This is a genomic window from Mycobacterium sp. WUMAC-067 (genome assembly GCF_020217485.1).
GTDB lineage: Bacteria > Actinomycetota > Actinomycetes > Mycobacteriales > Mycobacteriaceae > Mycobacterium.
On record NZ_JAEKMI010000002.1, the window covers coordinates 190,960 to 211,983 of the forward strand.

Genomic DNA, 21,024 nt, shown 5'->3' on the forward strand with positions numbered 1-21,024 from the left:
CGATTTCGGGCGGGATTAGCGACTCGCCGGCGCCTTGGACCGCCCTCGCGCGGTCGAGGCCTTGCGCTGGCGGCCCGCCCCGGCAGCCTTGCCTTTTGATGCGTTGCTCTCGTCGATCAGCCTGCTGGCGTGATCGAGGATGCAGGTGAGGCCGTACTCGAAATTGGTTTCGTCGGGGGCCCCGATCCGGTGTCCGATTCGGGTTACTTGAGAAAGCAGCGGGGTCTTTTCGGGGTCGATGGCGACGGCGTCCTCGATGGCGCGGGGTCCGATATCCGACGATTGGTTCTTTTCGTAAAGGCGTTGCAGCACCACCGATCCGCGAACGTGGACCGAGACCGCCGAATAGGTGTCGAACGCGTCCTCCGGCGACAAGCCGGCCTCCACCAGATTGGAGACCGCCTTTTCCATCTCCTGTGCGCCCATCCGTGCCGCTTTCGGGGACAGCGCCGCCCGGATCAGAATCAGGTCGCACAGAATTGGGTTGCCCATGAACGTCTTACGCATCAAGCGCGCGTGGTTGCGCAAGGTCTCACGCCAGTCGCTGGCTTCGACATAGGGAGTGGCGAACACATACTTGCTCAGGGCGCGGTCGGTCATCGCGTTGAGCAGGTCGTCCTTCTTGCGGAAGTACCAGTAGATGCTCGTCACACCCACGCCGAGGTGTTTGCCGAGCAGCGGCATGCTGAGGTTGTCGATCGACACCTCTTCCGCGAGTTCGAATGCGCCGCTGATGATGTCGTCGGGGTTGATGGACCCGCGCTCGCGTCGTTGGCGCTTATCGGCGGTTGCCTGTTTTGCCACTACGGGCACCTCCATCAAAATCTGTTTCGTGCATGCGGTCTGCCAGCCGTGCTGCAGGTAAAGTCGAATTTACCGGCTGTTCTGTTCTGACCTGCGTATACGCTTTCGTGTCGTATTTTCCCTCTGCTACTGTAATACCTATCGTAGGCTTTTTGGTAAATCGGCTGGACAGGCGAAAATGACCAGGTTAGAGCTACGGATTAAGCAATGGATCTAGGGCTGGCGAACGCCACCGCGGTGGTGGTCGGCGGTAGCCGCGGTATGGGTCTGGCCACCGCGCGCTGCCTCGCCGACGAGGGGGCCCGCGTAGCGGTGGTCGGCCGTAGCCGTGACGCGCTCGACTCCGCGGTGACCGATCTCACCCAACGGGGTAGCCCTGACGCACTCGGGCTCGCCGCCGACATCGGGGACGACGCCGCGGTCGACACGGTGTTCGGTAAGCTTTCCCAGCGCTGGGGCGGCGAACTCAACGCTCTGGTCATCACGGTGGGGCCGGGCGCCGCGGGCACCTTCGAGGATTTGACCGACGACCAATGGCGACAGTCGGTCGAAGACGGGGTGCTGGGCATGGTGCGCTGTGTGCGGGCGGCGCTTCCGCTGCTGCGTAAGGCGCAATGGGCGCGAATCGTCAACTTCTCCGCCCACTCGACTCAGCGACAAAGTGTCATGCTGCCCGCATATACGGCGGCGAAATCGATGTTGACGAGCGTTTCGAAGAACCTGTCCCTGCTGCTGGCCAAGGACGAGATCTTGGTCAACGTGGTATCGCCGGGCAGCATCGCATCGGAATCGCTGGTCGGCTGGGCGGATTCGGTCGGTGTCGACGGTCACGATCCGTATGCCCTGATGGATGCGATCGGCAAGCATTTCGGTCACCCCGCGCACATGCCGCGGGCGGGCCTTCCCGAAGAAATAGGCCCGGTCGCGGCGTTCCTGGCCTCGCGGCGTAACTCCTACATGACCGGAGCCAACATCAACGTCGACGGTGGTTCAGACTTCACCTGACCACAGGTCGATGAAATCGATTGGCAGACAGAAGGAGTCGATTGTGGCTACGGCAGCAGAGGCTCGGGCATGGGCGCCTGGCGCGTTGCGGGGGATCGGCGACTCCCTCTACACCCCGTTTTGCGGCACCGACGGCGACGACATCGACTGGGACGCCTATCGGACGTTGGTGCGCTACTGCGTCGGTGACCTCGGGCACCCGATGTTGTGGTGCACCAGTGGCATTGCGGAGTTCTGGTCGCTGACCCTCGACGAGCGGAAGCGCCTGCTGGAGGTCGCGGTCGAGGAGGCGCGCAGCATCAACCCCGGTGTGGTGGTGCAGGCCTGCACGGCGGCCATGTCGGCGAAGGACTGTCTGGATTTGACGCTGCACGCCCAGGAGGCGGGCGCCGACATCGTCTACATCCAGACGCCGATGATGGAGGCCCACGGGGGAGAAGGCGTGCTGCGCTTTTTCCACTACGTGGCTGCGCGCACGAACATCGCTCTGGGCATGTTCAATTCGCCGTCGTCGGGCTACGTGTTGACCCCGGCCGAGAGCGCACGCATCTACGACGAGGTGCCCGCGGTGTGCGCCACCAAGGAGGGCGCCTTCCGGCCGGCCGGCAGCCGCCTGCTGCATGAGCTCGCGCCCGGCCTGGCGGTATGGGAATGCGACAAGACGGTGTACCGGGCCGGGTGGCTGCGTGACGGGATCGTGTGCCCGGCACAACTAGGCACCGCGGGCTACCTGTTCGAGACGCCCGAACGGCGAATATATTCCGAATATTGGGATTTGGTGCAGAGCGACAAGCTCATCGAGGCCATGGACTACGGTCGCGAGTCCGGGCTGGATCAGTTCGACCTCGACGTCGGATCGTGGTGGACGTGCTACCCCGGACGCGCGGACTACTTCACCCACTGGGGCGGCGCGTTCAAGTACGCCGCTTCCCTGCTGGGGCTGCCGATCGGTGCCTACCCGCATTCCCGCCCCCCGCAGGCCGAATTGCCCGCCGAGGCGAAGGCCCAGATCGAGAACGCCTACCAGCGCCTGGGTTTGATCCAAACGGTGTTGCAGTAGAACGGATTACAACGCGAAGCGGGCCCGGTGGATAACCGGGCCCGCTCGCTCAGCCGACCGATTACTGCTGTTCGGCCCGCTCACGTTCCTCGTACGCCTTGGCCTTGCCGCGGGCCTTCTCGGCGGCGGCTTCCTTTTTCCCGGCGCTGCGCTGCGCATCCGCCTTGTCCTGCTGGGCCTTGCCCTCTTCGATCAGGTCGTTGTGGCCGATGATGATGCCGACGACCTGCTTGGTCTTTCCGAGGACCTCTTCCACGATGCCCCGAACGAATTCGACCGGACCGCTCTTGGTGTCAACCATTGCCTCTCCTTCCCGGATGTGATGATTGGCTTCTTAACGCGTTCCCGATCACGGGGTCGAGGCAAACATGGGTCAGCGTGTCGATGGCCACAACCGTCGCCAACGCCCGACCCGCGGGGCGGTCGCCGCGCCGAGCCGACGCCCAAAATCGCTGTTTAGTCGCCGTTCACGGGGGTGCGGACGCAGTTGTGGAATGCGGTACCGATAGGTATACAGTATGGGTACAAACTCGCCAGTTGGTCAGCTATGAGGGGACGGTCATATGGGCGCCGCCGACCGTGTGGTCACCGATGAGGCGGTGCTGTATGAAACCACCGAAACCGGTGTTGCGGTCGTGACCTTCAACCGCCCCGAGCGGCTCAACGCCTGGGGCCCCGACCTCTCGCGGGGCTTCTACGCGAGCATCGACCGCGCCGAGGCCGACCCCGCGGTCCGAGTGATCGTGTTGACCGGTGCCGGCAAGGGATTCTGCGCGGGCGCGAACCTGGGTGGCGCGGGATCCATCGACGAAAAACTCGGCGACGGCGACACCGACGTCACCAAGTTGGTCGGCGACCGCCACCCGCACTTCCTCACCGAGCTGCGAAAGCCGATCATCGCCGCGGTCAACGGCGCCTGCGTCGGCATCGGCCTGACCCACGCCCTGATGTGTGACGTCCGGTTCGCGGCCGCCGGGGCCAAATTCGCCACCGCCTTCACCCGGCGGGGTTTGATCGCCGAGTACGGGATCTCCTGGATCCTGCCGCGGCTCGCCGGCTGGGGCGCAGCGATGGACTTGCTGCTGAGCGGGCGCACGTTCTTCGCCGAGGAGGCCGCGGAACTCGGACTGGTCAAGGACGTTGTCGCGCCCGAACAACTGTTGTCTCGCACCATGGCGTACGCCGAGGACATCGCGCACAGCTGTTCGCCGGCGTCGCTGGCGGTCATCAAGCGGCAGGCCTACGGCGACGCGCTGCGCGATGTCACCGACGTCAGCGCCCGCGCCGAAACACTCATGCACGAGTCGCTACTGCGGCCCGACGTCGTCGAAGGCATCACGAGCTTCCTGGAGAAGCGGCCACCGCGGTTCCCGCCGTTGGCCACCTAACCAGCCGGAAAGGAACATCATGACCACCCTGAACTATCAAGCGATCGATGTCGACAATCACTACTACGAGCCGTTGGACTCGTTTACCCGCCACTTGGACAAGCGATTCAAACGGCGCGGTGTCCAGATAGTCAGCGACGGCAAACGCAGCTGGGCGTTGATGGGCGACCGCATCAACCACTTCATCCCGAACGTCACCTTCGACCCGATCATCGTGCCCGGCTGCCTCGACCTGTTGTTCCGCGGCGAGATCCCGGAGGGCGTCGACCCGGCGTCGCTGATGAAGGTCGAGCGGCTCGCCGAGCACCCGGAGTACCAGAACCGCGACGCCCGGATCGCGGTGATGGACACCCAGGACATCGAGACGGCGTTCATGCTGCCGACATTCGCGTGCGGGGTCGAAGAGGCGCTCAAACACGACATCGAGGCGACAATGGCCTCGGTGCACGCGTTCAACCTGTGGCTCGACGAGGACTGGGGCTTCGACCGTCCCGATCATCGCATCATCTCCGCCCCGATCGTCTCGCTGGCCGATCCGGTCAAAGCCGTCGAAGAGGTCGAGTTCGTGTTGGCGCGCGGCGCCAAGCTGGTGCTGGTGCGGCCCGCACCGGTGCCCGGGCTGGTCAAGCCGCGGTCGCTGGGCGATCCCAGCCACGATCCGGTGTGGGCCAGGCTGGCCGAAGCGGGAGTGCCGGTGGGATTCCACCTGTCTGACAGCGGTTACCTGGCGATCGCCGCGCTATGGGGCGGCAAGTCGACCTTCGAGGGCTTCGGCGCGAAGGATCCGCTGGATCAGGTGCTCCTGGACGACCGGGCCATTCACGACACCATGGCCTCGATGATCGTGCACGGCGTGTTCACCCGCCATCCGAAACTCAAGGCCGTCAGCATCGAAAACGGGTCCTACTTCGTGCATCGACTGATCAAGCGACTCAAGAAGGCGGCCAACACCCAGCCCCAGTATTTCCCCGAGGACCCGGTGGAGCAGCTGCGCAACAACGTGTGGATCGCCCCCTACTACGAGGACGACCTACCGGAGCTGGCCGAAGTCATCGGCGTCGACAAGATCCTGTTCGGTTCCGACTGGCCGCACGGGGAGGGCCTCGAATCGCCGGTGTCGTTCGCCGATGAGCTGAAAGGCTTCAGCGAGTCCGACGTCCGAAAGATCATGCGAGACAACGCCCTCGACCTCCTGGGCGTCCAAGTCGGCTCGGCCGCTTGATCATCGGGGCCCGGTTACTTCCGTGAGCGAATGGACCATCGGGGCGGTGCTCGACGAGATCGCCGACGTCATCGGTGACCGGACGATGACGGTGTGCGGCGACCGTCGCAGCACCTTCGCCGAGTCGGCGGACCGCACCCGCCGGCTGGCGAACTTCCTGGCCAGCAAGGGGTTCGGCGCACACCGGGAGCGGGCGGACCTGCAGAACTGGGAATGCGGGCAGGACCGGGTTGCCCTGGTGATGCACAACGACCTGTACCCCGACATGGTCATCGGGTGCCTCAAGGCCCGCACCGTCCCGGTGAACATCAACTACTACTACACGCCGCGCGAGGTCGGTGAACTTCTCGATTACGTACAGCCCCGGGTGGTCATCTACCACCGCGCGCTGGGCGCCAAGTTCGCCGACGTCCTCGCCCGTGCGGGCGTCGATCTGTTGATCACGGTCGACGACGGCAGCGACGCACCCGACCTACCGGGCGCGATGTCGCTGGAAGACGCTCTGGCGCAAGGGGAAACTGACCAGCGCGTCATCGCATCGCCCGATGACCTGCTGATGATCTGCACCGGGGGCACAACCGGTCGGCCCAAGGGTGTGCTGTGGCGGCAGTCCGACATCTATGTCTCGTCGATGGTGGGGGCAGACCACGCCTGTGCCCAGGAGATTCACGACAAGGTGCGCGGGGCGGCCGGGGCGCCGTGGTTCGCGGTGTCGCCGCTGATGCACGCCGCCGGCATGTGGACGGCGTTCTCGGCGATCATGGCCGGCACGCCCGTGGTGATGTACGACACCGGCAAAAAGCTCGACCCGCGAACGGTCTTGGAAACGGCGCAGCGCGAGAGGGTCGGCTTGATGACGATGGTCGGCGACGCCTACGCCGCGCCGCTGGTGGCCGAACTGCGCCGCGGCTCCTACGACCTGTCGTCGCTGTACGCAATAGGCACCGGCGGCGCCGCAACGAACCCGAAATACCAACGCGCCCTGGTGGAATTGATCCCCCAGGTCACGGTGATCAACGGGTACGGCTCGTCGGAGACCGGAAACATGGGATTCGGCCACAGCCGGCGCGACACGCAATCCGACACGTTCACCCTGCGGGAGGGTGGACTGGTTCTCTCCGAGGACTACAGCCGCTTTCTCCGTCCGGGCGAGGCCGAGGTGGGTTGGGTCGCCAGGGAAGGACGAATCCCGTTGGGGTACTTCAACGATCCCGACGCGACCCGCAAGACCTTTCCCGAGATCGACGGCAAGCGGGTGGTGATATCGGGCGACCGCGCCGCCCTGGAGCCCGACGGCACGCTGCGGCTGTTCGGCCGGGACTCGCTGGTGGTCAACACCGGCGGCGAGAAGGTCTTCGTCGAGGAAGTCGAAGAAGTGCTGCGCGCCCACCCGGCGATCGCCGACGCGCTGGTGGTCGGGCGCCCCAGCGAGCGCTGGGGAGAAGAACTCGTCGCCCTCGTCGAACTCCGTGCGGAGGCCGCCGCGACGGCCGATGAACTGCACACGCTGTGCACCACGCAACTCGCACGGTTCAAGGCGCCCAAGGAATTCCTCTTCGTCGAGCACGTCCAACGCTTGGGCAACGGCAAGGCCGATTACCGTTGGGCGAAACGTCACGCGACAGCAAAGGCGCCGGTGTCCCCATGAAAGTGATCGATTGCCTGGTCAACGTGCGCTTCGGCGAGACCGAGAAGCAACCGACCTGGATGCTCAAGGTGCGTGACGATTACTTCAAGGGGCCGGAGTCCATGTTCGCGCCCGTCGAGCTGTCCGAGCTGCTCGACGAAATGGACGCCCACGGCGTGCGCAAGGCCATCCTGATGGACAATCTCGCCAAGCCGTCGGTGACGGCGCGCAAATTCGTCGAGGAGAAGCCCGAGCGGTTCGCGCTGGCCATGGGCGGGGTGAACCTGCTGCGGCCGATGCCCTCCCTGCGGGAACTTTCTGCCGTCGCCGGCGACCTGCCCGTGGCGTATGCGGCTGTGGGGCCGAGCTTTTGGGGGGACGGCCAGTACCCGCCCAGCGACGCCGTCTATTACCCGCTGTACACCAAATGCGCCGAGCTCGAGCTTCCGCTGTGCATCAACACCGGCATCCCCGGGCCGCCCATTCCCGGCGAGGTGCAGAATCCGATTCACCTCGATCGGGTGTGCGTGCGGTTCCCAGAACTGAAACTGTGCATGATCCACGGCGCGGATCCGTGGTGGGACATCGCGATCAGACTGCTGATCAAATATGCCAACCTGCGCCTGATGACGTCGGCGTGGTCGCCGAAGCGGTTACCGGAGAGCCTGCTGCACTACATGCGCACGCGCGGGAAGGGCAAGGTGATCTTCGGTTCCGACTGGCCCGTGCTGAAGATGCACCGCGTCGTGCCCGAGGCCGCCGCGCTGGATTTGCCCGCCGACGTCCTCGAGAACTATCTCTACAACAACGCCCAAGAATTCTTTTTCGGTGGCCAGGAGGAACGCTGAGTATGGACCGTTACGAACTACGCAGGCTCGACTACAGCCTGACGTCGGATCACGAGGCGTTGCAGGCCGCGTACCGCGATTTCTTCAAGACCCATTGCCCGATCGAGACCGTGCGCGCCGCGGAGGAGACCGGATTCGACAAGAACCTCTGGGAGCGGTTGTGCGCCATGGGCGCAACGACGATGGCCCTGCCGGAATCCGCCGGCGGCGACGGCGCGACGCTCGTCGACCTGACCCTGGTGGCCGAGGAGATCGGCCGGTCGCTGGCGCCGGTGCCGTGGATCGACCAGGTCTGCGCGGCGCGTCTGCTGGCCCGGCTCGGTGCGGTGGAACCCGATGTGGTCCAAGGCAAGCGACTGGCCGCGTTCGATCCGCAGCACGACAGCCCCTCCGGGACGCGGCTCCTGCCCACCGGGTCGATCGCCGACCAGATCATCGTGCGCGACGGTGCGGAAGTCATCGCGCTGACCTTCGGCACCCGCCCTACGAAGGTAGACAACATCGGCCGCCTGCCGATGGCCTGGGTGGATCCGGCGGCCGCCGACACCCGCACCGTGCTAGCCAGCGGGCCCGGCGCGGCGGCGGAATATCAACGCGCGCTGGATGAGTGGCGGGTGCTGTCGGCCGCGGCATTGGTGGGCTTGGTGGAAGAGACCATGACGATCGCCGCCGAATTCGCCAAGACCCGCTACACACTGGGCGTGCCGATCTCGACGCTGCAGGGCATCTCCCATCCACTGGCCAACATCGCCATCACCGTGCAGGGCGGCCGCAATCTGGCGCGGCGCGCGGCCTGGTTCCTGGACAACGAGCCCGACGAACGCCCCGAGTTGGCGCCCTCGGCGTTCGTGTTCATGGCGGAAGAGGCGGCCAAGGCCGCGACCATGGCGGTGCATGTGCAAGGCGGTCTTGGTGTTTCGGCGGAGGCGGCGGCGACGGCCTATCTGGTGCGTGCCCGCGGCTGGGCCCTGGCGGGCGGAGATCCCGGCGCCAGCGCGAAGTACATCGGCGAGCTCGTCGCCGCACGCGAAAGCGGAAGGGGCGCATAGTGGATTTCTCGCGAGTCACGCTGTCCGACGACGATCAGCGATTCCTCGACGAAGCGCGCGAATTCCTGCGCACCCACGTGACCGAGGACGTCAAGCGTCGGGACCGCGAAACCGGCGACAACTTCGACGAAGGGGTGCACCTGGCGCTGGGCGCCGCCGGCTACCTGGAACGCGAATGGAAGCCGGAAGCCGAAGGCGGCTTCAGCCGCGTGCGTCGCCGCATCTGGGAGCTGGAGAAGCGGCGCGCCCACGTGCCCTGGGTGACCTGGGGTACCACCGCCATGGTGGCGCGTTCGGTCGCGCGGTTCGGGTCGAGCGAATTGCAGGACGAAGTGCTGCCGGGCGTCTTCAGCGGACATGTCCGGCTGTGCCTGGGCTACACCGAACCCGAGGGCGGATCCGACATCGCCACCTGCAAGACGCGGGCGGTGCGGGAGGCGGATGGATCAACGTGGATTATCAATGGGTCCAAGATGTTTACCACCGGGGCGCACAATTGCCGGTACGTGTTCCTCATCACCAACACGGATCCGAACGCCCCGAAGCACAAGAGCCTGACGATGTTTCTGGTTCCGCTGGACTCGCCGGGCATCGAGATTCAGGGCATCCGCACGGTCGACGGCGATCGCACCAACATCGTCTACTACAGCGACGTGCGTGTCGACGACAGGTATCGGCTGGGCGACGTGAACGCGGGCTGGACGGTGCTGCGCGAGCCGCTCAACGTCGAGCACGGCGCGGTGGCGGCCGCCCCCGACGGGCTGCAGGACGTGTCGATCATGATGCATCAGGCCGGTTTCATGGCCGACGCGCTGGACAAGGCCGCGGGCAAGGTGTCACAGCGGGACCCGAACGGGCGCAGGCTCATTGACGATGCCGCCGTGGCGTACCGGTTGGGACGCAGCGCCGCGCGAATGGAAGCGGCGCTCAGTGCGCCCGGCATCTTCGGGCGCGTCGCCCTCGCACAGACGATGCGCGACATCTCCCCGGACCTGATGGACATCCTCGGCACGGCGTCCACGCTGCCGATCGGCACCGACGGTGCGGCCGACGACGGCGCCTCGGAGTACGTATTCCGGTTCGCGCCGCTGGTGGGCATTTACGGCGGCACCCTCGAGGTGTTCCGCAACATGATCGCGCAGTACATGCTGGGCTTGGGCAAGCCGGCTTACGCGCCGGTCGCGCAGAAAGCTTCCTAGCGCTGGTTCTTAGCCCTGCGTCTGCTCGCGGGGTCAGGTCGTCAGGACTGTCGCCGCGGCGGTGCCGGGCGCGCCATAGAGCTGAGCGAACCCGACGCGCGGTTCACCGGCCACCTGACGATCGCCCGCCTCGCCGCGAAGCTGGCGCACCAGCTCATGGATCTGCCGCAGGCCGGACGCCCCGATCGGTTCGCCGTTGGCGATCAGCCCGCCGTCGGTGTTGATCGGCATCGAGCCGGTGATCTCGGTGGCACCGTCGGCCAGCAGCTTCTCCTGCTCGCCGTCGGCGCAGAACCCGCATTCGGCCATGTGGATGATCTCCGCGCCGGCGTCGGTGTCCTGCAACTGAATGACGTCGACGTCTTCCGGTGCCACTCCGGCCTTTTCGAACGCGGACTTGGCGGCGTACACGGTCGGCGCCACGTCCTCGTCGACCGGGGCGAAGGTGGTGTTCACCTCGTAGGCGCCGTAGCGGCGGGTACGCACCTCGACCGCCCGCACGAAGACCGGCTTGGCGGTATAGCGGTGCGCGATGTCGGCGCGGCACATGACCACCGCGGCGGCGCCCTCGTCGGGCGCACAGAACATGTACTGGGTGAGCGGGTAGTTCAGCATCGTCGAGTTGAGGATCTCGTCTTCCGGAATCGGTTTGCGCCGAAACGCGTTCGGATTCTGCGCGCCGTTACGAAAGTTCTTGGCGGCCACCTTGGCCAGCGTCTGCTGGGAGATGCCATGCTCGTGCAGGTATCGGTTGGCTTTCATGCCGAAGAACTGAGTGGTGAGGTACTGCCCGTTTTCGGCATACCAGCGCGGCATTCCCACCAGAGCCGGGTCCTCGGTGAACGCCCCGCGCGGATGCTTGTCCAGGCCGATGGCGATCCCAATGTCGTAGTCGCCCAGCCGGATTCCGTCGGCGCACGCCTTGGCGGCGCTGGCCGCGGTCGCGCAGGCGTTGAACACGTTGGTGAAGGGGATGCCCGAGAGTCCGACCATGCCGACGATCGCATCGGGATTGGCGACCGTCCAGCTGCCCCCGGTGGCGGCCTGGATGTCCTTCCACTGCACGCCCGCGTCGTCGACCGCGAGCCGGATGGCGTCGACGCCCATCTCCATCGCGGATTTGCCCTCGAAGCGACCGAAGGGGTGTAGGCCCACGCCGATGATTGCGACGTCATTCATTTGCGCCACTCCTCCTCATCACTACGTTCTGCGTCGTCGTCGGCGCGATTCACGCGATGGCTCCTGCTCCTTTGAGTTCGGCGATGCGGTCCCAGTCCATCCCGAGTTCTATCAAGACGATCTCGGTGTGCTCGGAGGCCTGCGGGGCCCGGGTGGTGACGAGCGGTTCGTGGTTGAACTGCACCGGCCCGCGCACGACCTTGAACGGCGCACCGCCGTCGTTGGCCTCGACTTCGACGATCATGTCGTTGGCGATCGCTTGCTCGTCGTCGGCCAGATCGATGAGGCTCTGGAACGGCGCCCACTGGCCCTTCATCGTTTTGAGGTGCTGTCGCCAGTAGTCGAAGGGCTTGCCGGCGAAGGCCTTTGCGATCAGCTCGGCGGCCGCGTCGGCGTTTTGGATCAACGGCAGCACGTCGGAGAAGCGGGGATCGTCGGCCGCCTCGGGGATGCCGAGGTGCTCGAACGTGTCGCGAATGTAGCCCGTCGGACTGACGATGCACAGGTTGATCGTGCCGCCGTCGGAGGTTTCGTAGTTGCCCAGAAACGGATTCACCGATGCGGCCGCGGATCCTGGCATCGGGGTGCGCATGACCTCCCCGGTCTCCATGCCTTGCGTGACGCTCGCGCCCGCCGCCCACCACGCCGTGCTCAGCAACGACACGTCCAGCTCGAGCGCCTCGCCGGTGCGCTCGCGGTGCAGCAGCGCGGCCGAGATGCCGCCGGCGATGAACATGCCGCCAATGGAGTCACCGAATGCGGGAATGCCCTGTCCCAGAGCGCCGCCCAATTCCTCGGGGGTCAGCGCGTACCCCACCCCGCTGCGCGTCCAGAACGCCGTTCCGTCATAGCCGCCGACGTCCCGCTCGGCCCCCTTGTCGCCGTACGCACTGCCGCGGGCATACACGATGTTTGGGTTCACGGCGCGAATGTGCTCGACGTCGAACTTGTTTTTCTGCCGCTGCGCGGGCATGTAGTTGGTCAGGAACACGTCGGCGGTCTTGGCCAACTCGTAGATCACTTCCTGGCCGCCCGGGGTGGAGACGTCGATCCCGACGCTGCGCTTGCCCCGGTTGGGATGCTCGATCAACGGATGCCGGTCAGGATTGAGCTGGAAGCCACCCATGTTGACAAAGCCACGCTGGGTGTCGCCGCGCGCCGGGTGCTCGACCTTGATGACGTCGGCGCCCCAGTCGGCAAGGATCGCGCCGGCAGCGGGGACGAACGTGAACTGCGCAACCTCGAGGACCCGAAAGCCCTGCATTACCTTTACCATTCCCGGGACCCTACTTCGCGTCGAACGTAACCGGAAGCGCCGTCGGCGAACGGAACGGCTGACCGTGGATATGCGGATCGTCATCGGTGAGCAGGTTGACGTTGGTCACTCGATCCAACAGGCATTCGAGCGCAACCCGGGTTTCCATACGCGCGAGGTGCAGCCCCAAGCAGGTGTGCTCGCCGGCGGCGAACGAAATGTGGGGCATGTGCGGACGGAAGATGTCGAACTCTTCCGGGCGCTCCCAGCGGCTTCCATCGCGATTCGCCGAGCCGATGCACACGTCGACCACCGACCGCGCCGGGATGTTGACGCCTTCCAATTCGGTGTCCTCGGCGGTGAACCGCTGCACCGTGGTCAACGGCGTCTCGAAGCGCAGCCCCTCCTCGATCGCCGGGGCGATCAACGTGGTGTCGGCCTGCACTGCGGCGAGCTGTTCGGGGTGGGTGAGCAACAGGAACAGCAGATTGCCCGAGGACCGGTAGGTGGTTTCCAGCCCGGCGGGCAGCAGCAGCCGCAAAAACGAGTAGATGGCTTCGTCGCTGAGCTTTTCGCCGTCAATCTCCGCGGTGACCAGGTCGCCGATGATGTCCTCGGTCGGATTGGTCTTGCGCGCTTCGATCTGCTCGAGGAAGTAGTCCTTCAACGCCGCCGACGCTTCAAAGGCGCGTTCGTAGCGGACCGCGTAGCTGATCAATTCCACCGCGCGCCGGTGGAACATGGGCACGTCGTCGTCGGGCAGGCCCAGCAGCGCGGCGATGACCCGGGTCGGAAACTCGAACGTGAACTGGCGGACCAGATCGGCCTGGCCCTCGGCGATGAACTCGTCAATGAGGGCGTTGCAGATCGGGCGCACGACCGTGGGCTCCCAGCGGGCCAGCGCCTTGGACTTGAACGCTGCCGACACCAGGTTGCGATGATCGCGGTGCTTTTTGCCCTCCATCGCCAGAATCGTCGGCCCCATGAACAGGCCGATGGTGGTGTCGTACATGGCCGAACTGAACACCCGGCCGTCGCGAAACACCTTGTTGACCGCGTCGAAGGACACCGCCGCGAAAGACCGCTTGGGGCGTAGCGACTCGGGGGTCTTGGAATAGTCCATGACGGTGCCGCGAAACACCCCGCCCTCGGTGCGCTTTTGCGCGAAGTACGGGTACGGGTCACGCAGGTAGTCGCCCGGCTTAGCGCCGGTGACGGCATCCTGAAGCTGACTTTCCACGGCTGCTCTCCGGCTCGGGTACACGGTCGTACTGTAAAGATTACAGTAGACTATATCGACGCGGCCACGGCTGCCGTAAGCTGTGCAGCCATGGGTTCAGTTGGCCAACAGGTTGACAGTCCGGCGGCGCGGCAACAGACCGATTTGCAGGCGATGCTGGACCGACAACGGCGATCGTTTCTCGCCGAGGGGCCGCCCACCGCCGCGGTCCGGCGCAACCGCATCGACCGATTGATGGCGCTGCTGCTGGACAACAGCGACGCATTCATCGACGCCATGGCCGCCGACTACGGCACCCGGTCCAAGGCGGCCTCTTTGTTCACCGAGATCATCGGGATCACCTCGGTGGTCGAGCACACCAGATCCCATGTGGCGCAATGGATGCGCCCGGCCAAACTGATGCCCGCCGCCCGGCTGTGTGGCCTGCGGGCCGAAGTCCAGCCCACCCCGCTCGGCGTCGTCGGCGTGATCGGTCCGTGGAACTTCCCGGTCAATCTTGTGGTGCTACCCGCGTCGGCGGCGTTCGCGGCCGGCAACCGGGTGATGATCAAGATGTCGGAGATCACCGCGCACACCGCGGATCTGATGGCGGCGACGGCGCCCCAGTACTTCGACCCGACTGAGCTCGACGTCGTCACCGGCGGCGCCGACGTCGCGGCCGAGTTCGCGGCGTTGCCGTTCGATCACCTGTTTTTCACCGGGTCCCCGTCGGTGGGCGCGCTGGTGCAACGCTCGGCCGCCCAGAACCTCGTGCCGGTGACGCTGGAACTCGGCGGCAAGAACCCGGTGGTCGTTGCGCCGGGCGCCGACATCGCGCGGTCGGCGGCGCGCATCGCCCGTGGCCGCATGGTCAACGGCGGACAGGTCTGTGTCTGCCCCGACTACGTGCTGGTGCCCGACGCCCACCTCGACACCTTCGTCGACACAGCCCGCGAAACCCTGCGCGGGATGTTCCCGACGGTCATCGCCAACGCCGACTACTGCTCCAGCGTCAACCAGGCCAATTTCGACCGGGTGGTCCGGCTGATCGATGATGCGCGGGCGCACGGTGCTCGCGTGGAAACGATTGCCCCGGAGGGCGAGCCGCTACCCGACCGCGCCAGTCGCAAAATCGCGCCCACCATTGTCCGCGACATCGACGACCGGATGCGGATCGCCGACGAGGAGGTCTTCGGCCCGGTGCTGGCCGTCATGGGGTATTCCCGGCTGAACGAGGCGATCGACTACATCAACCGTCGGCCGGCGCCGCTGGTGGCCTACTGGTACGGTCCCGACGACGACGATTTCCGCACCTTTGTCCGCAATACCCGCAGCGGCGGCGTCGCACGCAATGATTTTGCGGCGCAGATGATCCCGTCCGCGGCCCCATTCGGGGGAGTGGGCCGCAGCGGGATGGGTGCCTACCACGGCAAGGCCGGTTTCGACACCTTCAGTCATTACCGCACCGTGGTCGGCAACGACCTGCCGTTCAGCATCACCGGGACCGCGGCGCCGCCGTTCGGCAGCTCGTTGCGGTTCTACGCCAACACCGCCCTGCGGATCGCGCGGGCCCGCACGCACCGCCGGCTAAAGAAGGTTACGAAATGACCGTCGCCGAACTGGAATTCGACCCGTTCTCGGAGGACTTCTTCAACGGGCCCTACGAGACGTATCGCCGGATGCGTGAGGAAGCCCCGGTCTACTACAGCGAACGGTACGACTTTTACGCGCTGAGCCGCCACGTCGATGTCGCCGCGGCGTATAAGAACTTCGAGACGTATTCGTCGGCGCGAGGTGTGGACCTCGCGGCGGTGCGCTCCGAGGAGCCCATGGGGCACAAGTCGATCATCATGATGGACCCGCCCGAACACCGGCACATGCGCGGCCTGGTCAACAAGGTCTTCACCCCGCGCGCCATCGAATCGATGCGGCCCTTGGTGACCGGCCTGATCGATCGCTATCTGGGCGCCACCGACCCCGCGGGATTCGATGTCGTTCAGGATTTCTCGGCGCTGTTCCCCGTCGAAGTCATCACGACGATGCTCGGGGTGCCGGAGGGGGATCGCCAGCAGATCCGGCTGTGGCTCGACGAATTCCTGCACCGCGAACCGGGCGAGGTCGAGATGTCGGAGGCGGGTGTGCAGGCCGCCACGCAAATGGCGATCGCCTACTACCAGCTGGTGAAGGAGCGCAGGGCCGCCCCGCGCAACGACATGATCAGCGCATTGGTGGCCGCCCGCGTGGAGCGCGAGAACGGCGAGCTCACCGCGTTGGACAACATCGAAATCGCCCAGTTCGCCGTGCTATTGGGCGGGGCGGGCGCCGAGACGGTGACCAAGCTGGTGGCCAACGCGGTGGTGTTGTTTGCGCGCCATCCCGAGCAATGGCAGAAGTTGCTCGACGACCGCAGCAGGGTCCCCGCCGCGGTCGAAGAGGTGCTGCGCTACGAATCCCCGAACCAGTACAACGTGCGCTGTTCGCGCGAAGACGTCACCCTGCACGGCGTCACCATCCCGGCCGGCAAGCCGGTGTTCCTACTGCTCGGCTCGGCCAACCGTGATCCCGACGCGTGGACGAAGCCAGAGGTCTTCGACATCGACCGCGACCGCGCCGAAGCACAGAACCTGGGATTCGGCTACGGGATCCACAGCTGCCTCGGGGCGGCGCTGGCACGCATGGAAAGCTCTGTCGCACTGCAGAAGTTGCTCGACCACATGCCGCGCTATGAGGTGGACTGGGCGGGCTGCCGTCGCGTCAACATGCAAAATGTCGCCGGCTGGAACAACGTCCCGGTGCGGGTGCTGCCGTAATGCGGCGTCAGCGACCGCGGGCGAGCCGGAAGCGCTGCATCATGTAATCGAGGAGCTCCGGGGTCAGCATGCCTCCGGCGTACTCGACCCAGCACCAGCTGCGAGCCGGGGTCTTACCCGTCGAGCTGCTCGTCAGGCGGCCGAAGAAATGGATGGGGCTGCCGCTGGTGTCGAAGGCGAACGAGTATGCGTCCGAGCCGATGGATACGTCCAGCGCAACCAGCTTGTTGTCTTCGTCGAAGGTCGGTTTGGCCACGACGTCGTCATGCGCCGAGGTGATCCCGCCCTTGAGCTGATAGCCGGGTCCGAAAGCCACTCCGTCTCGGCCTTGCCAGAAGCAGCCGCCGCCCAGCTCGCCGTCGTCGTACTGGTGCAGCCAGGACACCCACATGCCCTGAAGTTGGCGGGCGATCGGAAGTTCCGGGTAGACCATTCCGGGTGGGCCGTAGGCGTAGTCCTGATGGAGGTATCCCGACACCTTCGTCCCGTTGACTTGGCCTGTGGCCCAGAGTAGTTGGTGACGGTAATAGACCTCGTCGTCGATTCCGCCTTGCGCCGGCACGTGGACGGTGAAGATGTCGGTAGCGTCCCTGCCGTGTATCTCCCAGCGCTCGCTCGCGTCGTACCAGTGAAAGCCATCGGCGTCACGCTCCATGCGGCCGCTGTAGTAGTTCAGTTGCACCGCGGCCCCGCTGTCGACGTATTCGAGTGGCTCGAACCAGTCGATCGAGGAGTATTCGGCGAACAGGTGGGGCGGATCGGCGTCGAACGTCTTCTGCAGTGCCTTGAATCCGGTGATCGGCGACACTACGTGGGTCATCCCAACGAGGAAGTCATCGGCTCCCCGTAACCCCCAGTAGTCCTGTCCCGACGCGTCGCTGACAACCGCGCCGATCCACATTCCCGCCAGGCCCACATCGGGCCCCGGCACCCACTCGCGCCGATAGTGGTCCAGTGAAGGCGTCGCTACCTGTACTTCGAAGTCGATGCGATCCGGCATTCAACTCACCTCTACCTTCTGGCCGAATTGGCTAGGCCGCTTTCGGGGTCGGGCTTCTACGGGTGTGGCGCATAGGGTTGCCCTTTGCTGCGCTCACGAGCCGGTGAAGTCGATGACACCTCGGATGTTGCATCCCTCGCGCAAATGCTTGATCGCGTCGTTGATCTCGCCGAGCTTGTATCGCCGGGTGACGAGTTCGTCGAGCTTGAGATCGCCCGCCTCGTACATCGACAGCAGCATCGGCATGCTTACCCGCGGGTTCATCTCCCCGTAGAGGGAGCCCTTGAGGGTTTTGCAGGAGTTGACCATGTCGGCCAGGATGAGCGGCACGTTCATCTCCGATAGCGGGGTCATTCCGGTCAGCACGCACGTTCCGCCCTTACGTGTCATCAGCATGGCGACGGGGATCAACCCCGGGGCCGCCCTCTTCGACGATACCGGCGCCTTCGTGCCCGCCCAACAGCGGAAACCATTGGGGCACGGGCATTCCGACGGCTGCCATGGCGGCGGCCATATTCTGGTCGGGCACGCTGTCACCGGTGGCGAAATGGTCGTCCGAATGGCAGATGCCCGCAACGGCCATCTTCACCAGCACCTCTCCCGCCCGCGGGGGATCGATGTCGATGGTGGTGACGTCCCAGTCCTGACCGACACCATGAAGGACTGCTGCTTTCGTTTTCATCGAGGTCTCATTTCAGGTGGCTCGTGCCTTTCCTGCGGGCTAGATCCGGACGGGAGAGCCTGGACCCGGCATCACCGACCTGTCGATCCGGCCGACGGTTCACCGACCGTCGCCGGCGTGAACCGGGCGGCGGTCTAGCGCCATTTAAACCTCTAGATGTATCGTTTGTAAAGGCGCGTGAGCCACCGTCCCGGCGTCGACTGCGTCCGGGCTTTACGACCTGTTTGGCCCGTATTGGGAAGGATGGGCACCGAATTCATGGGGCGACGCTGAACCGAAAATGCCGGACAGTCAAGCTCGCGAGTGTGCTGGAATAGTGGCCGGTCGTGCGGTAGGGAGAGACGTGGCTAAGCGCACAACGCTGACGGGCTCGGCGGTGCAGGCCCAGACAGCGGGCAAGCCGAAGCAGATCGCCGACGAACTGCGTGCGCTGATCATCACCGGCGGGCTCGACGAAGGTGACCTACTGGGCACCGAGGCTGACCTGCTCGAACGGTTCGGTGTGTCGCGGCCGTCGTTGCGGGAGGCCTTGCGCATCCTGGAGGCCGAAGGTCTGATCTCGGTCGTGCGGGGCGCCCTCGGAGGTGTGGTCGTGCATCGGCCCGACCAGCGCACGACGGCACGGGCGGCCGCACTGGTGTTGCAATCACGCAGCGTCTCACTGGCCGATGTGTTCGACGCGAGTGCGGTCATCGAACCGGCGGCTGCTCGGATGGTCGCAACCTCGCGTGGCCACCAACGCGCAGCGAACCAGTTGCGGCAGGTGATTGTCGACCAGAAACGCACGGTAAACGATCCCTTGGCCAGCACAAACGCGATGATTCGATTTCATGGGGACATCGTGCGCCTCGCGGGAAACCAAACACTCATCCTCGTGACCGAGATGCTCAACGAGGTGATCGCGCGTGCGATTGCCGACGTGCTCACCCGCACGCGCCACGAACCTGTCACGGCGCGTCGGCGCACGATTCGCGCCCATGAGCTGCTCGTGGAGTTCATCGCGGCCGGCGATGGGGATGGGGCCCAAGCGCACTGGAACACTCACATGGCCCGGTTGCGCGGCTCGTTACTCGGCGAACACGCGGCCACCGTTGTCGACCTCAACCACCATCGCTGAAGGCGGTTCGTATCAGCGGCTGCGCGCCACCGTCTTTCGCGGCATCAGATGCGCAGTTGGTGCGCGGGCCGCCGCGGCGACTCGCAGCGATTGGAATAAACCTCTAGAGGTATAGCCAGGCGGTGACGCCAACCTGCGGTGCGTTCGGTTGGGTTTTGAAACGTCAGATGTTTATGCGCCTGCGGTGCGAGCCGGCGACTCCGGGAGTCGCGGTGAAGAATCGCCCCGCCGCAATAGGCTCGCGTCAGCGGTCGGCGCGTCCCGAACGCGAATTCGTCACCCTCGCGGCATAGGCCTGCAGAGCGGCGTAGTGCGCGCCCAGTAGCCGGGGCATCGCCGCCATCACGCGCCCGTCGGGCCCGATGAGGATCCTGGCTCGGTTCTTCTCGGCGCCTCGCAGAATGAGGCGGGCGGCCTTCTCGGGTGAGGTGAGCGCCGCGCGCGCAAAGAGTTTGGCCGCCTGGTCGGGATCCTCCGTATCGGCGGCGCGCATGTTGGTCCCGAAGTTGGTTCGGACCACCCCGGGGTGCACGCAGTGCACGGTCACCGGGTGGCGTTCGATGATCATCTCCTGCCGGAGCGCCTCGGTGAAACCCCGCACCGCGAACTTCGCCGTGCTGTAAGCCCCTTGGTAAGGCACCGCGATCAGCCCGAAGGCACTGGACAGGTTGACCAGCCGCGCCGGGCGCTGGGGAATACCCGACTCGATGAGTTGCGGCAGGAACGCCTTGGTCCCATTGACGACGCCGCCGACGTTGATCCCGATGAGCCAATCAAAATCGGTCCACGACATGTCAGCCACGCTCGCGAACAGGTCAACTCCCGCATTGTTGAACAACATCGAGGCCGGCCCGAGCTGCCGGTGCACGTCTTCGGCGAAACCCAACACGGCATCCCGGTCCGCCACATCGACCCGGTACGGCGTGACCCGGCCGGGCCGGCACGATGTTTGCGTCTCGGCGAGACCCTTGTCGTCGATGTCGGCCGCCGCGACATGCGCCCCGTCCTGGGTGAGCATCTGCGTCAATGCGCGGCCGATGCCGGAGCCGGCACCCGTGACTACCGCAACGCGGTCTTGGTAGTTCATGAATTGCCCGCCTCGACAATCGAGCGAATGCGGTCCACCGAGGTTTCAAGGTTTGTTTGAAGATCGCTACGTCGATCCCGGATGAACAGAAAGAGGTGTTCGAACAGCACGGCCCCGAAAGGCAATGGGACGCACATCCGGACGGCTTCGGTGAGACGCGACGTGCCGGCGGTGGAACCGGGTTCGATGAGATATGTCCACTGCGTCCAGTCCCCACCCATGGCCTGAACGACGAACGAGAACCGTTGTCCCGGAACTGCTTCGACGACGATCGCTTCGGTCCGCCACCGGCCCAGTCGCCGACGGTTCCAGGCTCGAAAACGGTCCGGAGCCAGCCACTGGGCACGCACCGTCTCCGGGCTCCACTCCGGGATCCGCGTGACGTCGGACACGACGGCGTAGATCCGGTCCTCGGAGGCGCGTACTTCAGTCGATGCCGTTAGCGTCTCGTCCTTCTGCAGCAACGACATCGC

Annotated in this window: 19 protein-coding genes and 1 pseudogene; 11 read left to right on the forward strand and 9 right to left on the reverse strand. The window is 65.4% G+C overall.

Annotated elements, in window-relative coordinates; translation table 11 throughout:
* Nucleotides 1–15: 15 nt before the first annotated feature.
* Nucleotides 16–819, reverse strand: a complete 804-nt coding sequence (locus JF781_RS02255; protein ID WP_225326655.1) for a TetR/AcrR family transcriptional regulator — start codon at nt 817–819, stop codon at nt 16–18.
* Nucleotides 820–1,011: 192 nt separating this feature from the next.
* Here JF781_RS02255 and JF781_RS02260 point away from each other — a divergent pair, with 192 nt between their 5' ends.
* Both JF781_RS02260 and JF781_RS02265 read left to right on the forward strand, forming a co-directional pair.
* Nucleotides 1,012–1,809 carry an SDR family NAD(P)-dependent oxidoreductase gene (locus tag JF781_RS02260; protein ID WP_225326654.1) on the forward strand — a complete coding sequence of 266 codons (798 nt, stop codon included), beginning with the start codon at nt 1,012–1,014 and terminating at the stop codon, nt 1,807–1,809.
* A gap of 43 nt (nt 1,810–1,852) precedes the next feature.
* Entirely contained in the window at nt 1,853–2,869 is a 1,017-nt protein-coding gene (locus JF781_RS02265; protein ID WP_225326653.1) for a dihydrodipicolinate synthase family protein, read from the forward strand.
* A 61-nt stretch (nt 2,870–2,930) separates the two neighbouring features.
* On the opposite strand, the gene JF781_RS02270 is transcribed toward JF781_RS02265, so the two are convergent.
* Nucleotides 2,931–3,170 carry a CsbD family protein gene (locus JF781_RS02270; RefSeq protein ID WP_225326652.1) on the reverse strand — a complete coding sequence of 80 codons (240 nt, stop codon included), beginning with the start codon at nt 3,168–3,170 and terminating at the stop codon, nt 2,931–2,933.
* A 262-nt stretch (nt 3,171–3,432) separates the two neighbouring features.
* Here JF781_RS02270 and JF781_RS02275 point away from each other — a divergent pair, with 262 nt between their 5' ends.
* The 6 genes from JF781_RS02275 to JF781_RS02300 are packed head-to-tail and all read left to right on the forward strand — an operon-like array spanning nt 3,433 to nt 10,202.
* Nucleotides 3,433–4,257 carry an enoyl-CoA hydratase gene (locus tag JF781_RS02275; protein WP_225326651.1) on the forward strand — a complete coding sequence of 275 codons (825 nt, stop codon included), beginning with the start codon at nt 3,433–3,435 and terminating at the stop codon, nt 4,255–4,257.
* 19 nt (nt 4,258–4,276) lie between these two features.
* A complete protein-coding gene (locus tag JF781_RS02280) occupies nt 4,277–5,479 on the forward strand; it encodes an amidohydrolase family protein (protein ID WP_225326650.1) in 1,203 nt (400 codons plus the stop codon).
* A 22-nt stretch (nt 5,480–5,501) separates the two neighbouring features.
* The gene (locus JF781_RS02285) at nt 5,502–7,127 is read left to right on the forward strand and encodes an acyl-CoA synthetase (protein WP_225326649.1); all 1,626 of its coding nucleotides are present in this window, start codon (nt 5,502–5,504) and stop codon (nt 7,125–7,127) included.
* Nucleotides 7,124–7,954, forward strand: coding sequence for an amidohydrolase family protein (locus JF781_RS02290; RefSeq protein WP_225326648.1), 831 nt, complete (start codon nt 7,124–7,126; stop codon nt 7,952–7,954). Before JF781_RS02285 ends, JF781_RS02290 begins: the two co-directional genes overlap by 4 nt.
* 2 nt (nt 7,955–7,956) lie before the next feature.
* A complete protein-coding gene (locus JF781_RS02295) occupies nt 7,957–9,003 on the forward strand; it encodes an acyl-CoA dehydrogenase family protein (protein ID WP_225326647.1) in 1,047 nt (348 codons plus the stop codon).
* Nucleotides 9,003–10,202, forward strand: coding sequence for an acyl-CoA dehydrogenase family protein (locus JF781_RS02300; RefSeq protein ID WP_225326646.1), 1,200 nt, complete (start codon nt 9,003–9,005; stop codon nt 10,200–10,202). Before JF781_RS02295 ends, JF781_RS02300 begins: the two co-directional genes overlap by 1 nt.
* Before the next feature lie 33 nt (nt 10,203–10,235).
* Here JF781_RS02300 and JF781_RS02305 read toward each other — a convergent pair whose 3' ends face one another.
* Genes JF781_RS02305 through JF781_RS02315 form a run of 3 tightly spaced genes read right to left on the reverse strand, consistent with a single transcriptional unit; the run spans nt 10,236 to nt 13,876 of the window.
* The gene (locus JF781_RS02305; protein WP_225326645.1) at nt 10,236–11,381 is read right to left on the reverse strand and encodes a thiolase family protein; all 1,146 of its coding nucleotides are present in this window, start codon (nt 11,379–11,381) and stop codon (nt 10,236–10,238) included.
* Between the two features lie 49 nt (nt 11,382–11,430).
* Entirely contained in the window at nt 11,431–12,645 is a 1,215-nt protein-coding gene (locus JF781_RS02310) for a CaiB/BaiF CoA-transferase family protein (RefSeq protein ID WP_225326751.1), read from the reverse strand.
* A gap of 22 nt (nt 12,646–12,667) precedes the next feature.
* Nucleotides 12,668–13,876, reverse strand: coding sequence for a cytochrome P450 (locus tag JF781_RS02315; protein ID WP_225326644.1), 1,209 nt, complete (start codon nt 13,874–13,876; stop codon nt 12,668–12,670).
* A gap of 90 nt (nt 13,877–13,966) precedes the next feature.
* Between JF781_RS02315 and JF781_RS02320 the strand changes: the two genes are divergently transcribed.
* On the forward strand, nt 13,967–15,463 hold the full coding sequence (locus JF781_RS02320) for a coniferyl aldehyde dehydrogenase (protein WP_225326643.1): 1,497 nt from the start codon (nt 13,967–13,969) through the stop codon (nt 15,461–15,463).
* Nucleotides 15,460–16,665: a cytochrome P450 gene (locus JF781_RS02325; RefSeq protein WP_225326642.1), complete on the forward strand. Its 1,206-nt coding sequence runs from the start codon at nt 15,460–15,462 to the stop codon at nt 16,663–16,665. Before JF781_RS02320 ends, JF781_RS02325 begins: the two co-directional genes overlap by 4 nt.
* 7 nt (nt 16,666–16,672) lie before the next feature.
* Here JF781_RS02325 and JF781_RS02330 read toward each other — a convergent pair whose 3' ends face one another.
* Together JF781_RS02330 and JF781_RS02335 are read right to left on the reverse strand one after the other, a co-directional pair.
* A complete protein-coding gene (locus JF781_RS02330) occupies nt 16,673–17,665 on the reverse strand; it encodes a hypothetical protein (RefSeq protein WP_225326641.1) in 993 nt (330 codons plus the stop codon).
* Between the two features lie 93 nt (nt 17,666–17,758).
* Nucleotides 17,759–18,347: pseudogene (locus JF781_RS02335) on the reverse strand (alcohol dehydrogenase catalytic domain-containing protein).
* Nucleotides 18,348–18,663: 316 nt separating this feature from the next.
* On the opposite strand from JF781_RS02335, the gene JF781_RS02340 reads away from it, so the two are divergent.
* A complete protein-coding gene (locus tag JF781_RS02340; protein ID WP_225326640.1) occupies nt 18,664–19,464 on the forward strand; it encodes a FadR/GntR family transcriptional regulator in 801 nt (266 codons plus the stop codon).
* A 244-nt stretch (nt 19,465–19,708) separates the two neighbouring features.
* Here the strand turns inward: JF781_RS02340 and JF781_RS02345 are convergent, their stop codons facing one another.
* Together JF781_RS02345 and JF781_RS02350 are read right to left on the reverse strand one after the other, a co-directional pair.
* Nucleotides 19,709–20,551 carry an SDR family oxidoreductase gene (locus JF781_RS02345; RefSeq protein WP_225326639.1) on the reverse strand — a complete coding sequence of 281 codons (843 nt, stop codon included), beginning with the start codon at nt 20,549–20,551 and terminating at the stop codon, nt 19,709–19,711.
* A complete protein-coding gene (locus tag JF781_RS02350) occupies nt 20,548–21,021 on the reverse strand; it encodes an SRPBCC family protein (protein WP_225326638.1) in 474 nt (157 codons plus the stop codon). Before JF781_RS02350 ends, JF781_RS02345 begins: the two co-directional genes overlap by 4 nt.
* Between the last annotated feature and the right edge of the window lie 3 nt (nt 21,022–21,024).

Coding starts and splice junctions, on each gene's coding strand:
- JF781_RS02325 (WP_225326642.1), top strand. CDS start 15,460: ATGACCGTCGCCGAACTGGAATTCGACCCGTTCTCGGAGGACTTCTTC.
- JF781_RS02330 (WP_225326641.1), bottom strand. CDS start 17,665: ATGCCGGATCGCATCGACTTCGAAGTACAGGTAGCGACGCCTTCACTG.
- JF781_RS02255 (WP_225326655.1), bottom strand. CDS start 819: ATGGAGGTGCCCGTAGTGGCAAAACAGGCAACCGCCGATAAGCGCCAA.
- JF781_RS02275 (WP_225326651.1), top strand. CDS start 3,433: ATGGGCGCCGCCGACCGTGTGGTCACCGATGAGGCGGTGCTGTATGAA.
- JF781_RS02350 (WP_225326638.1), bottom strand. CDS start 21,021: ATGTCGTTGCTGCAGAAGGACGAGACGCTAACGGCATCGACTGAAGTA.
- JF781_RS02280 (WP_225326650.1), top strand. CDS start 4,277: ATGACCACCCTGAACTATCAAGCGATCGATGTCGACAATCACTACTAC.
- JF781_RS02305 (WP_225326645.1), bottom strand. CDS start 11,381: ATGAATGACGTCGCAATCATCGGCGTGGGCCTACACCCCTTCGGTCGC.
- JF781_RS02290 (WP_225326648.1), top strand. CDS start 7,124: ATGAAAGTGATCGATTGCCTGGTCAACGTGCGCTTCGGCGAGACCGAG.
- JF781_RS02320 (WP_225326643.1), top strand. CDS start 13,967: ATGGGTTCAGTTGGCCAACAGGTTGACAGTCCGGCGGCGCGGCAACAG.
- JF781_RS02295 (WP_225326647.1), top strand. CDS start 7,957: ATGGACCGTTACGAACTACGCAGGCTCGACTACAGCCTGACGTCGGAT.
- JF781_RS02260 (WP_225326654.1), top strand. CDS start 1,012: ATGGATCTAGGGCTGGCGAACGCCACCGCGGTGGTGGTCGGCGGTAGC.
- JF781_RS02310 (WP_225326751.1), bottom strand. CDS start 12,645: ATGCAGGGCTTTCGGGTCCTCGAGGTTGCGCAGTTCACGTTCGTCCCC.
- JF781_RS02345 (WP_225326639.1), bottom strand. CDS start 20,551: ATGAACTACCAAGACCGCGTTGCGGTAGTCACGGGTGCCGGCTCCGGC.
- JF781_RS02270 (WP_225326652.1), bottom strand. CDS start 3,170: ATGGTTGACACCAAGAGCGGTCCGGTCGAATTCGTTCGGGGCATCGTG.